The organism is Rhodococcus sp. 05-339-2, assembly GCF_002258965.1.
Taxonomy (GTDB): domain Bacteria; phylum Actinomycetota; class Actinomycetes; order Mycobacteriales; family Mycobacteriaceae; genus Rhodococcoides.
Window position 1 is genome coordinate 470,388 of sequence record NZ_NOYW01000008.1, and the last position, 13,008, is coordinate 483,395.

Here is a 13,008-nt window from a genome sequence, read left to right on the forward strand (position 1 = left end):
CACCCATCATATTTCGAGGTCGGCCCACACCAGTCGATGGTCCGAGGGATGCTCGGCCTGATTCGGCCAGTACACCTGCGAATCGATGACCGTCAGGTCGTCCGAGGGCAACACGTAGTCCACCCGCAGGTCACCAGGCGTCGGATCGGCAAAATCTGCTGTGTCCGTGCCATGTTCGGCCGACGTGGGCGCCGGATCCTGAACCCGCGGAAGGTCGAGAACCTGCGCGATGGCACCGGCAACCGAATCACCGTCGACCGGATCGCTGTTCTGATCACCCAGCATGACGAACGACGCTCCGTCCTCGAGCCCACCGCGCACACCGTTGTCGTCGTAGAGGTAGTCCGCGCCCGAGATGTAGTCGGCACTGAGCCTGATCTCGTCGTGGTTGCGCTTGCCGTTGCGGTCCTCGGGTCCGTCGAAGGACGGGGGAGTGGGGTGCGACGCCAGCACGTGCAGCGTCTTCCCGTCCACGTCGATCGGCACGTCCCAGTGCGATTTGCTGGACAGTCGAAGCCGGTCGGACACGTCGCCGTAGTAGTCGCGCGGCAACAGCGAATCCGGCATGTCCTTCCACAAGAAATTTTGGAACGTGCGTACCGAATCGGTCGCGATCGGATATTTCGAGTACACGACCATCCCGTACTGGCCCGGGAACTGACCGAACCCCCAGGCGTCGCCCGGTCCGCCGAGTTCGCCGTCCCGGTCCAGGTCGAGCCCCGAATCGACGCCGGTGTTCACGGGCGCGGTGAAGGAGTGCGGGTACTGCCCGTCGAGGTAGTTGTCATTGAACAAGGCCACTGCGTCGTCGCCCGAATAGTCGAACTCGTTGACCAGCAACACATCCGGTGAGTTCGCGGCGATCACATCGGCTGCCGCGCGAGCCTGAGCGTTCTCGCCCTGCAGGTCGGTCATCAGCTGCCCGGCTGCGGATCGATTGAGGCTGGCGTTGAACGTCGCCACCCGGATGCTCGACGGTTCGTCGGTGGCGGTGTCCGCAGAGGAGCAACCGGCAGCCATGAAGGTCAGGGTAACGGCGACGGCCGCGAGTCTCGACATTTTCACGTTCCGCACCGTAGAGACGGCAAGCGAACGTAAGGTTACGAATTAACAAGCAAGCGTGCTTGCTTTTTTCAGGACCTCCTGTGAAGCTGGGCTCATGGCAGACCTCGACCCTCTCGTCGACGACCTACGCGCCGAGGGCAACGACCTCGACGCACTCGTGGCCGAACTGACCCCGGAGCAATGGGCGGCACCGACACCGGCCGCGGGCTGGACCGTCGCGCACCAGATCGCACATCTTTCCTGGACCGATCACGTCGCGGAGCGAACTACGTCCGCAGCGTCCGGCGATATCGAGGCCAAGGAGGAGTTCGCTCTCACCCTGAAGAAGGCATGGGAGAACCCCACCGGCTTCGTCGACGAGGCCGCCGAGGAAGAATCTCGTAACCCGAACCTGCTGAGCGAATGGCGAACCCGACGCCACGCGATGACCGATGCTCTCGTGCAGGTGCCGTCGGGGACCAAGATCGACTGGTTCGGACCCCCGATGAGCGCCGCGTCGATGGCCACAGCACGGTTGATGGAGACCTGGGCGCACGGGCAGGATGTCGCCGACGCACTGGGCGTCACCCGCGTCGCCACCGACAGAATTCGCGGCGTCGCGCACATCGGCGTCCGGACAAGGGATTTCGCCTACGCCGTCAACGATCAGGCTCCGCCCACCGAACCGTTTCGCATCGAGCTCACCGCACCGTCGGGTGAGCTCTGGACGTGGGGGCCCGAGAACGCTGCCCAACGCGTGAGCGGACCGGCCCTCGACTTCTGCCTCCTCGTCACCCAGCGCGCCCACCGCGACGACCTCGACATCCGCGCCGAGGGAACCGACGGCGCGCACTGGATCACCATCGCCCAAGCCTTCGCAGGCCCTCCCGGGGCCGGACGGCCACAGTCAGGACGAGAGACAGCATGACCGTACGAATCGGCAACTGTTCGGGCTTCTACGGAGACCGGCTGTCCGCGATGCGCGAGATGCTCGAGGGCGGCGAACTCGATTACCTCACGGGCGACTACCTCGCCGAGCTGACGATGCTCATCCTCGGCCGCGATCGGATGAAGGACGCGACCCGGGGCTACGCCAAAACCTTTCTGCGCCAAGCAGAGGACTGCCTCGGATTGGCACTGGACAAGGGTGTCAAGATCGTTGCCAACGCAGGCGGACTCAACCCCCGCGGCCTGGCCGAGGCATTGGAGAAGCTGGACTCCGGCGCGAAGATCGCCTACGTCGACGGCGACGACCTCCTCGGCAGAGCGGCCGAACTCGGCCTCGGCAGCCCGCTGACCGCAAATGCTTACCTCGGCGCGTGGGGCATCGTGGAATGCCTCAGCTCCGGGGCGGACGTCGTCGTCACCGGGCGCGTCACCGACGCCAGTGTCATCGTCGGACCTGCGGCGGCTCACTTCGGCTGGACTGCAGCCGATTACGACGCATTGGCGGGGGCCGTCGTCGCCGGGCACGTCATCGAATGCGGAACACAGGCGACGGGCGGCAACTACTCCTTCTTCACCGAGATCGCCGACATGTCCCGTCCCGGCTTCCCCATCGCCGAGATCGAGTCCGACGGATCGTCCGTCATCACCAAGCACGAGGGCACGGGCGGTGCTGTCAGCGTCGGCACCGTGACTGCCCAGTTGCTGTACGAAATCACCGGCGGCCGCTACGCGAACCCTGACGTCACCGCACGGATCGACTCAGCGATCCTGACGCAGGAATCCAGCGATCGGGTGTCCATCACCGGTGTGACCGGCGAAGCGCCGCCGCCCACCTACAAGGTCTCGCTCAATGCGCTCGGCGGCTTCCGCAACGAATTCACCATGGTGCTCACCGGACTGGACATCGAAGCCAAAGCCGCACTGGCACAGCGTCAGTTCGAGTCCTGGCTCCCGGCGCGGCCGACCGAGCTGGACTGGACGCTTGTACGCACCGACAAGCCCGATGCCGAGACGGAGGAGACGGCCAGTGCTCTGCTGCGCTGCGTCGCCCGCGACAGCAACCCCGACGCCGTCGGACGTCAGTTCTCCGCGGTGGCAGTCGAACTCGCACTGGCGAGCTATCCGGGGTTCTCGGTCACCGCGCCACCCGGGAACGGAGCCCCGTACGGAGTCTTCACCGCAGGCTTCGTCGACGTAGCCGAGGTACCGCACGTCGCGCACCTGGCCGACGGCACCGAGCGCGCCGTCGCACCGTCGACCGAGACGCGGGCACTCGAGCCCCTCGCAGAACCGGCGCTACCGGCACCGCGAGCGGCCGAGGCGACCATCCGGCTCCCACTCGGCACCGTCGCCGCGGCACGAAGCGGAGACAAGGGCGGCAACGCCAACATCGGAGTCTGGGTGCGCACCGACGACGAATTCGTCTGGCTCGTCCATGCATTGACGGTCGAGACCCTGAAGCAGATGCTTCCCGAGGCAGAACCGCTCACCGTCACCCGGCACGTACTGCCGAATCTGCGGGCCGTCAACTTCGTCATCGAGGGCATCCTCGGACAGGGCGTGGCATCGCAGGCCCGATTCGATCCACAGGCCAAGGGACTGGGCGAGTGGCTGCGGTCGCGGTACATCGACATCCCCGAAACCCTGGCATTCAAAGGAGACTTCACATGAGTATCTGGACGACGCCGGAGCGTCAGCAGCTTCGAAAGACCGTCCGCAGTTTCGTCGAGCAGGACATCGCTCCGCACATGAATCAGTGGGAGACCGACGGCGAGATACCGCGTGAGCTGCACAAGAAGGCGGCCGCTCTGGGGTTGATCGGCGCAGGTTTCCCCGAGGAGGTCGGCGGCGACGGTGGAGATCTGGCCGACGCGGTCGTGATCTGCGAGGAGATGCATCAGGCCGGAGCGTCGGGTGGCCTGTTCGCATCGTTGTTCACCAGCGGAATCGCGTTGCCGCACTTGGTTGCAGCGGGTGACGCCGACCAGATCGAGAAGTGGGTGCGGCCCACGCTGGCGGGGGAGAAGATCGGCTCGCTCGCGATCACCGAGCCGGGTGGCGGCTCCGACGTCGGCCACCTCAGGACGAGGGCGGTCAAGGACGGCGAGCACTACGTCGTCAACGGATCCAAGACCTATATCACCTCGGGATGCCGAGCAGACTTCGTCGTCACCGCCGTCCGCACCGGAGGCGAGGGTGCAGCCGGTGTCTCGTTGCTCGTCATCGAGAAGGGCACACCCGGGTTCGAGGTCACCGGCAAGCTCGACAAGATGGGGTGGCGCGCATCGGACACCGCTGAGCTGTCGTTCGTCGACGCCCGTGTTCCCGTCGCCAACCTCGTCGGTGCCGAGAACAGTGGTTTCGCGCAGATCGCGCAGGCGTTTCTCACCGAGCGCATTGCGCTCGCGGCCCAGGCCTACGCCAGCGCGCAGCGATGCCTCGATCTGACGCTGCAGTGGGTTCGGGACCGTGAGACCTTCGGAAAGCCGCTCATCGCACGGCAATCGGTGCAGAACACCGTCACCGAGATGGCGCGAAAGATCGACATCGCACGTGTCTACACCCGATCCCTCGTCGAGCGGTCCCTGCAGGAGAACCAGGACTTCATCGCCGAGGTGTGCTTCGCGAAGAACACCGCCGTCGAGTCGGGAGAGTGGGTCGCCAATCAGGCAGTGCAGCTTTTCGGAGGGTTGGGCTACATGCGCGAGAGCGAGGTCGAGCGGCAGTACCGCGACATGCGCATCCTCGGCATCGGCGGTGGCACCACCGAGATTCTCACCGGGCTGGCAGCAAAACGATTGGGGTATCAGGCATGAGCGTGCTGAAGTCCACGCTGGACACGGCCTCGGAGCAGTTCTCCGGGAATGTCGACGCGATGAACACCAAGCTCGACGAGATCGACGCCGAGCACTCGAAGGCTCTGCTCGGCGGCGGTGAGAAGTACATCGAGCGCCACAAGAAGCGTGGCAAGCTCCTCGCCCGCGAACGCATCGAGCTGCTGATCGACGAGGACTCGGCATTTCTCGAACTGTGTCCACTCGCGGCCTGGGGCAGCGACTTTCCCGTCGGAGCCAGCACCGTCATGGGCATCGGCGTCGTCTGCGGGGTCGAGTGCCTCATCGTCGCCAACGATCCGACGGTACGCGGCGGAGCCAGCAACCCCTGGACGCTGAAGAAGGGTTTCCGCGGCAACGACATCGCCACGCAGAACCGGCTCCCGGTGATCTCGTTGGTCGAATCCGGTGGAGCCGATCTACCGACGCAGAAGGAGGTGTTCATCCCCGGCGGTCGCATGTTCCGTGATCTGACGCAGCTCTCGGCGGCGGGCATCCCCACGATCGCGTTGGTGTTCGGTAACTCCACCGCAGGCGGGGCGTACATCCCCGGCATGTCCGATCACGTCGTCATGGTCAAGGAACGTTCCAAGGTCTTCCTCGCCGGACCGCCGCTGGTGAAGATGGCCACCGGCGAGGACTCGGACGACGAGTCGCTCGGCGGGGCCGAGATGCACGCCCGAAAGTCCGGTCTCGCAGACTACTTCGCCGTCGACGAGCAGGACGCCATCCGCATCGGACGCAGCATCGTCTCCCGATTGAACTGGAAGAAGAAGGGCCTGGAGCCTCGCGCCGAGGTCATCGAGCCGTTGGCTGACCCAGAAGATCTGCTCGGCATCGTTCCCACGGATCTGAAGATCCCGTTCGACCCGCGCGAGGTCATCGCCCGTATCGTCGACGGTTCCGATTTCGACGAGTTCAAGCCCATGTACGGCGGATCGCTGGTCACCGGATGGGCCGAGCTGCACGGATATCCGATCGGCATTCTGGCCAACGCCCGCGGTGTGCTCTTCAGTGAAGAATCGCAGAAGGCGACGCAGTTCATCCAGCTGGCCAATCGGTCGAACACCCCACTGCTGTTCCTGCACAACACCACCGGCTACATGGTCGGCAAGGAGTACGAGGAGGGCGGGATGATCAAGCACGGAGCGATGATGATCAATGCCGTGTCCAACTCCACGGTGCCGCACATCTCCATTCTGCTCGGTGCGTCCTACGGTGCCGGTCACTACGGCATGTGCGGACGGGCATTCGATCCGCGGTTCCTGTTCGCGTGGCCGTCGAGCAAGTCGGCCGTCATGGGCGGCGCGCAACTCGCAGGTGTCATCTCGATTGTCGGACGCGCCGCCGCCGAGGCCCGAGGCCAAGCGTTCGATGCCGAGGCCGATGCCGGAATGCGCGCGATGATCGAAGGCCAGATCGAGGCCGAGTCGATGCCGATGTTCCTCTCCGGACGCCTCTACGACGACGGCGTCATCGACCCCCGTGATACCCGCACGGTGGTGGGAATGTGCCTGTCGGCCATCGCCACCGCCCCGATCGAAGGCACCGCCAACTTCGGTGTCTTCCGGATGTGAAGCCATGACCATAACGTCCGTTCTGGTAGCCAACCGCGGCGAAATCGCCCGACGCGTCTTCACCACCTGCCGCGCCGAGGGCATCGACACGGTCGCGGTCTTCTCCGACGCCGACGCGAATGCCCCGCACGTGCGGGAGGCCGATGCGGCCGTCCGTCTGCCCGGCAACAGTTCGGCCGAGACCTACCTGCGCGGCGAGCTCGTCATCGCCGCTGCGGTACACGCCGGAGCCGACGCCGTGCACCCGGGTTACGGATTCCTCTCCGAGAACGCCGATTTCGCACAGCAGGTGCAGAACGCCGGCCTGACGTGGATCGGGCCGCCGGTCAAGGCGATCGAATTGATGGGTTCGAAGGTCGAGTCCAAGAAGATGATGGCCGACGCCGGAGTACCGGTGCTGACCCAGCTCGATCCCGAGTCGGTCACCGAGAACGAACTGCCCGTGCTGATCAAGGCCTCCGCAGGCGGAGGCGGGCGCGGCATGCGCATCGTGCGCGACCTCGAGAACCTGGACTCGGAGCTCGAAGCGGCCGGGCGCGAGGCACTCTCGGCATTCGGCGACGGAACGGTGTTCGTGGAGCGGTACATCGAGACCGGCCGACACATCGAAGTGCAGGTCATGGCGGACCGATTCGGCACGGTGTGGACGGTGGGCGAGCGTGAGTGCTCGATCCAACGCAGGCATCAGAAGGTCGTCGAGGAGGCACCGTCGCCGCTCGTCGAACGTATCGACGGCATGCGCGAGAAGCTGTTCCATGCGGCGACCTTGGCCACCGAGGCCATCGGCTACGAGGGTGCAGGCACCGTCGAATTCCTCGCCGACGAGAAGGGCAACTTCTTCTTCCTGGAGATGAACACGCGCCTGCAGGTGGAGCATCCGGTCACCGAGTGCACGACCGGACTCGACCTGGTGGCCCTGCAGATCGGGGTCGCCGCGGGGGAGCGGTTGCCCGCCGAGCAGCCGGAGACCCGCGGACACTCCATCGAAGTTCGCCTCTACGCGGAGGATCCGGCTCATGACTGGCAGCCGCAGAGCGGTGCCGTGCACCGATTCGAGATCCCCGGTGCGCAGTTCGAGGTGCTGGACAAGTCCGGCATCAGAGTGGACTCCGGCGTCGAAACCGGCAGTGTGGTGGGAACCCACTACGACCCGATGCTCGCGAAGGTCATCTCGTTCGCGCCGACGCGGGATCAGGCAGCGAACTTGCTGGCGAAAGCGTTGCAGAAGGCCACCGTTCACGGTCTGAAGACCAATCGCGATCTACTGGTCAACATCCTGCGACACCCGGCGTTCCTGGCCGGGGACACCGACACCGCCTTCTTCGACACGCACGGGCTCGATGTCCTGGCTCAGCCGATCGCACAGGGCCGCGCCCAGGAGTTGTCCGCACTCGCAGCGGCATTGGCCGATGCTGCGAGCAACGTCCGGAACGCCCGCGTGAATCGCGGATTGCCAGGCGGCTGGCGCAATCTCCGGTCCCAACCGCAGCGCAAGACGTACAACGACATCACCGTCGAATATTCGATCGGACGCAGCGGACTCACCTCCTCGGTGGGAGGCGTCGAACTCGATCGCATCGAACTGGTCGAGTACACGCCGACCTCGGTGACGCTCGACGACAACGGAATCCGTCGCATCTTTCAGGTGAGCAGCTACGGATCGGACGTGTTCGTCGATTCCGCACTGGGCCCGGTCGGGTTGATCAAGGCCCCGCGGTTCACCGATCCGACCGACGAGGTCGCGGCCGGTTCCTTGCTCGCACCGATGCCGGGCAGTGTCATCAGAATCGCTGCTGCGCAGGGCGATACAGTCACGGCCGGGCAGCCGATCCTGTGGCTCGAGGCGATGAAGATGGAACACACGGTGACCGCACCCGCGGACGGTGTGCTCACCGAACTGAACGTCACAGAAGGTCAACAGGTCGAAGTCGGCGCAGTGCTGGCCGTGGTAACCGAAGGAGCAGAACAATCATGAGTTTCATCGAGACCGAAGAGCAGAAGGGACTGCGTAACGCAGTCTCGTCACTGGGCAAGCGCTACAACTACATCGACTACGTTCTGCCCAAGGCGCGCAAGGGTGAGCCGCTGACCGAACTGTGGAACGAGGCGGGCAAGCTCGGTTTCCTCGGCGTCAATCTGCCCGAGGAGTACGGCGGCGGTGGCGCAGGCATCTACGAACTCGCGCTCGTGCAGGAAGAACTGGCCGCGCACGGTGCCGGTCTGCTGCTGGTCGTGGTCAGCCCGGCCATCTGCGGCACCATCATCGGCAAGTACGGCACGCCCGATCAGAAGCAGGAGTGGCTCACCGCCCTCGCCGACGGGTCCAAGATCATGGTCTTCGGCATCACCGAACCCGACGCCGGATCCAACTCGCACCAGATCACCACCACGGCGCGTCGCGACGGCGACGAGTGGTTGTTGAGGGGCAACAAGATCTACATCTCCGGTGTCGATCAGGCCGACGCGGTCCTCATCGTCGCGCGGACCGAAGATTCCAAGACCGGCAAGCTCAAGCCGGCCCTGTTCATCGTGCCCACCGACGCTCCGGGGCTGCAGAAGACGCAGATGGAGATGGACATCGTCGAGCCCGATCATCAGTTCGTGCTGTTCCTCGACGACGTTCGGCTTCCCGCCGAGGCACTCGTCGGTGAGCCCGACGCCGCCCTGATGCAGTTGTTCGCGGGACTGAACCCCGAGCGCATTCTCGGTGCCGCGATGGCTGTCGGTATGGGTCGGTACGCAATCGACGCGGCCGTCAAGTACGCCAACGAGCGCACCGTCTGGAAGACGCCGATCGGAGCACATCAGGGTCTCGCTCATCCGTTGGCGCAGTGCAAGATCGAACTCGAACTCGCCAAGCTGATGATGCAGAAGGCCGCGGTGCTCTACGACTCCGGGGACGACTTCGGCGCTGCCGAGGCGGCGAACATGGCGAAATACGCTGCGGCCGAGGCCAGTATCAAGGCACTGGATCAGGCGATTCAGACCCACGGTGGCGCGGGCCTGAGCAGTGAGTACGGGTTGGCTGCGATGCTCGGGGCCGCCCGCATCGCCCGTGTCGCGCCGGTGAGTCGGGAGATGATCCTCAACTTCGTGAGCCAGCACTCGCTCGGACTGCCGAGAAGCTACTGATGGCCGTTCTCGTCGAATCGAGCAAGGACACGGCGTATTTGACGTTGGATTCGCCGCAGAATCGGAACGCGCTGTCGTCGGTGTTGGTCGAGGAGCTGACGGCGGGACTCATCGCTGCGGCGCACGACGACGACGTCAGAACGATCGTGCTCGGCCACACCGGCACCACGTTCTGCGCCGGAGCCGACCTCCGAGAGGCCGGCTCGTCGCCGGAACTGCGCACCAGGCAGATGCTGGACCTGATGCGGTTGATCATCGACACCCCGAAACCCGTCGTCGTGCAGATCGACGGACATGTGCGGGCCGGCGGGATGGGGCTGGTCGCGGCGTGCGATATCGCGGTGGCCGGACCCCAGAGTTCGTTCGCGCTGACGGAGGTTCGCCTCGGCCTGGCCGCATCGGTCATCTCGGTGGCCGTGCTGCCGCGACTGAGCTCCCGGGCAGCGAGTCGCTACTTTCTCACCGGGGAGACGTTCGACGGTGCCACCGCCGAGGCGATCGGTCTGGTCACCGTGGCCGACGCCGTTCCCGCGGCAGCGGTGGCCGACTACATGATCATGTTTCGGAAGTGTTCGCCGCAGGGCCTGGCCGAGTCGAAGCTCCTCACCACGGCCGCGATCCGGCGCGAGATCTACGAACGCGGGTCGGCCGTCGCCGAGCAATCGGCCAGGTTGTTTGCGTCCGACGAGGCCCGAGAGGGGATGATGTCCTTTCTGGAGAAGAGGCCACCGTCCTGGGCGGCCGAAAAGTAGAGCGGTCGAGAAATAGGTCGGCCGAGCGTCGGTAGGAGGGAGTACGGCGATGGTGATGGCGCGCGAGCCCAAGCAGGACCGCAGCAGGGTCACGCGTCAGCGACTGCTCGAGGCGACGATCGATTCGCTCGCGGAGCAGGGCTGGGGTGCAACGACGGTCGGCGTGGTCGCCGAACGTGCCGGCGTGTCCCGCGGCGCGACCCAACACCACTTCCCGACGCGTGAGGACCTGATCACCGGAGCACTCGAGTACATGTTCGACACTCGGATGGACAGTGCTCGCCGCGAGGCGCAGGAGATTCCGGCGGGCCCCGGCCGGACGAAACTGGTGGTGGAGCGGCTCGTGGAGTACTACACCGGACCGATGTTCAAAGCGGCACTTCAGGTCTGGACGGCGGCATCGGCCGACCCCGAGTTGCGCGATCGGATCGTCCCTCTCGAAGAGCGGTTCGGTCGCCGTGCCCACCAGATGGCCGTCGAGAACCTCGGTGTCGACGACAACGATCCCGTCTCGCACCGTCTCGTCCAGGCGACCCTCGACCTCGCGCGTGGATTGGGTCTGGCCGATGTCCTGACCGACGACGCACGACGACGAGCCGAGGTCGTGCGCTCGTGGGCAGAGGTACTGGATGCGTCGTTGAACGCTCGGCTGTCCGCAGCTCCGGCGGGAGCGCTCTAGACCCACACGGTCTGCAGCACTGCGCAACCTGTGCTTGAGTCTGGCGGGTGACTTCCGAAATCGCACGCGTGTACCGCGGCCATATTTTCCACGTCGCAGGCTCGCCCACGGTGACGGACGCGGCAGCCGCGTTGGTGTCGATTCCCGACGGTGCGCTCGTGGTGTCGGGTGAGGGGACGATCGAGTTCTGCGGCGAGTTCGATTCTCTCTCAACCGGATTCGCGCAGGTCCCGGTGGTCGATCACCGACCGGGGTATCTGCTGCCCGGTTTCGTCGACACTCACATCCACTTCCCGCAGACCTACGCCGGAGATTCCTACGGCGGCGGGCAACTGCTCGAATGGTTGAACACCTGCATATTCCCGTCGGAGTCCCGCTTCGCCGATCCGGAGTTCGCCGCCGCTGCGGCCCGAGACTTCTGCGCCGCGCGCATCCGAGCCGGAACGACGCAGGCGATGGTGTTCGGATCGGCGTTCCCGCACGCGCAGGATTCGCTGTTCGCCGAGACGCTCGAGCACGGACTGCGGATCGTCAGCGGACGCGGGGTCCAGACCACCGGACCGGCGTCGGCGCAGGCCCTGATCACCGGTGAGGACGAGGCCATCCGGCTGGTGTCCGAGGAGATCGAGAAATGGCACGCAGCCGACACCGGCGACGTCGACACGGCGATGCTGCACGTGGCCGTCGTACCGCGGTTCTCGCTGTCGGTGACGACGGAGACGCTGAAGAACCTGGGTGAGCTCTACGATTCCGTCCGCGCACGAGGTGTCTACTTCCACACACACCTCAACGAGAACAACCGGCCGGGAACCGGAGAGATCGACGCCACCAAGAACGCCTACGGTGTGGACACGTACCTCGACACCTACGACGGCAAGTTCCTGCCGGGCTCGCAGGTCGGCGGAAAGAGCTTCCTGGGTCGGCGCACCATCCTGGCTCACGCGGTGCACTGTCAGGACGTCGAACTCGCGCGAATGGCGGAGACAGGCACCTCCGTCGCGCACTGTCCCACCTCGCAACAGTTTCTGGGCTCGGGCACGATGCCGTGGCAGCGAACCGTCGCCGCCGGGGTGAACATCGCCATCGGTTCGGACTTCGGCGGTGGTGACGAGTGGCTGCTGCCGCAGGTTCTCGCCGATGCGTTTAAGGTGCACATCTCCGAGCCGGGCGACGCGGGTCTGTCGCTGCATCCGGCCGAACTGCTGTTCACCGGAACACTCGCCGGAGCCCGAGCGCTGGACATGGAGAACCGGATCGGCAATTTCGACGCGGGTAAGGAAGCCGACTTCGTCGTGGTCGATCCGTCCGCATGGCCGCAGCTCGCGGTGGCCGTCGACCACGGTGTCCGCGCCGACGATCCCGAGCTCGCCCGCGATCAGACCCTGTTCGCGTTGCTGATGGCGATGCGCGAACCCGCCATCGTCGGCGTCTACGTCCGGGGCCGGAAGCTCGCCGCTTCGCGGTAACGTATGGCGACTCGCGTCCACAGGATCAGGAGACACACAGGTATGGCTCGTCTGACTCGATTCGGTCTACTCGCAGCTGCATTCGCGGCTGTGAGCACCATGGCCCTCGCGCCGGTCGCACAGGCCCAACCGCCTGCCGATGCGCCGTCCGCACCCATCGAGAACGCGCCCCCGCCCGGACCGGTTTCGGTCCCCGTCCTGCAGATCCCCAACCTCGGCGTCACCGTCGGCGGACTCGTCGTTCCGGATCAGTGGATCGGCACGATCGAGGTCGCGAGCACCGACACGCCGGGACAGACCCACATCTGGGGCCGCGCCGCCGAGCCGCGGATCTGCGCGTCCTACCAGAACTTCGCCAGCCTGCAGGTGGACTTCGTCAACATCGCCAACGGACGCACCGGGTCGGTGAACGCACCGATCTGCCAGCAGGGAAACGGCGTGTTCGTGCCTTCGGGCCCGGTCGTCGCAGACACCGGTAGCGGACCGATTCTGTTCACCGCTCAGGTTCTGGCCTCCGGCATTCTGTTCGACATTCCGGGCGTCGGCGGATTCTCGGCCCCGTAGATGTGAGCCACT

At 65.5% G+C, this 13,008-nt stretch carries 11 protein-coding genes; 10 read left to right on the top strand and 1 reads right to left on the bottom strand.

Annotation, left to right across the window (positions count from 1 at the left end):
• Nucleotides 1-6: 6 nt before the first annotated feature.
• On the bottom strand, nt 7-1,059 hold the full coding sequence (locus CH273_RS08580) for an endonuclease/exonuclease/phosphatase family protein (RefSeq protein WP_179275445.1): 1,053 nt from the start codon (nt 1,057-1,059) through the stop codon (nt 7-9).
• Between the two features lie 100 nt (nt 1,060-1,159).
• Between CH273_RS08580 and CH273_RS08585 the strand changes: the two genes are divergently transcribed.
• From CH273_RS08585 to CH273_RS08630, 10 genes are read left to right on the top strand one after another with little or no spacing between them, the layout of a single operon-like run.
• Nucleotides 1,160-1,972 (top strand): TIGR03084 family metal-binding protein, encoded by an 813-nt coding sequence (locus CH273_RS08585; protein WP_032394000.1) that lies wholly within the window; start codon nt 1,160-1,162, stop codon nt 1,970-1,972.
• On the top strand, nt 1,969-3,663 hold the full coding sequence (locus tag CH273_RS08590) for an acyclic terpene utilization AtuA family protein (RefSeq protein WP_032394001.1): 1,695 nt from the start codon (nt 1,969-1,971) through the stop codon (nt 3,661-3,663). The genes CH273_RS08585 and CH273_RS08590 overlap by 4 nt, the downstream gene beginning before the upstream one ends.
• Nucleotides 3,660-4,808, top strand: coding sequence for an acyl-CoA dehydrogenase family protein (locus tag CH273_RS08595; RefSeq protein ID WP_032394002.1), 1,149 nt, complete (start codon nt 3,660-3,662; stop codon nt 4,806-4,808). Before CH273_RS08590 ends, CH273_RS08595 begins: the two co-directional genes overlap by 4 nt.
• Nucleotides 4,805-6,403, top strand: coding sequence for an acyl-CoA carboxylase subunit beta (locus CH273_RS08600; RefSeq protein ID WP_032394003.1), 1,599 nt, complete (start codon nt 4,805-4,807; stop codon nt 6,401-6,403). The genes CH273_RS08595 and CH273_RS08600 overlap by 4 nt, the downstream gene beginning before the upstream one ends.
• 4 nt (nt 6,404-6,407) lie before the next feature.
• Nucleotides 6,408-8,378, top strand: coding sequence for an acetyl/propionyl/methylcrotonyl-CoA carboxylase subunit alpha (locus tag CH273_RS08605; RefSeq protein WP_032394004.1), 1,971 nt, complete (start codon nt 6,408-6,410; stop codon nt 8,376-8,378).
• Nucleotides 8,375-9,535, top strand: a complete 1,161-nt coding sequence (locus CH273_RS08610) for an acyl-CoA dehydrogenase family protein (RefSeq protein ID WP_032394005.1) — start codon at nt 8,375-8,377, stop codon at nt 9,533-9,535. Before CH273_RS08605 ends, CH273_RS08610 begins: the two co-directional genes overlap by 4 nt.
• The gene (locus tag CH273_RS08615) at nt 9,535-10,287 is read left to right on the top strand and encodes an enoyl-CoA hydratase family protein (RefSeq protein ID WP_032394006.1); all 753 of its coding nucleotides are present in this window, start codon (nt 9,535-9,537) and stop codon (nt 10,285-10,287) included. The genes CH273_RS08610 and CH273_RS08615 overlap by 1 nt, the downstream gene beginning before the upstream one ends.
• A gap of 55 nt (nt 10,288-10,342) precedes the next feature.
• Nucleotides 10,343-10,966 carry a TetR/AcrR family transcriptional regulator gene (locus CH273_RS08620; RefSeq protein ID WP_032394207.1) on the top strand — a complete coding sequence of 208 codons (624 nt, stop codon included), beginning with the start codon at nt 10,343-10,345 and terminating at the stop codon, nt 10,964-10,966.
• Nucleotides 10,967-11,013: 47 nt separating this feature from the next.
• Complete coding sequence (locus CH273_RS08625) at nt 11,014-12,432, top strand: guanine deaminase (RefSeq protein WP_032394007.1); 1,419 nt, start codon at nt 11,014-11,016, stop codon at nt 12,430-12,432.
• A 42-nt stretch (nt 12,433-12,474) separates the two neighbouring features.
• Nucleotides 12,475-12,996: a hypothetical protein gene (locus CH273_RS08630; RefSeq protein WP_032394008.1), complete on the top strand. Its 522-nt coding sequence runs from the start codon at nt 12,475-12,477 to the stop codon at nt 12,994-12,996.
• The last annotated feature ends 12 nt before the right edge of the window (nt 12,997-13,008 follow it).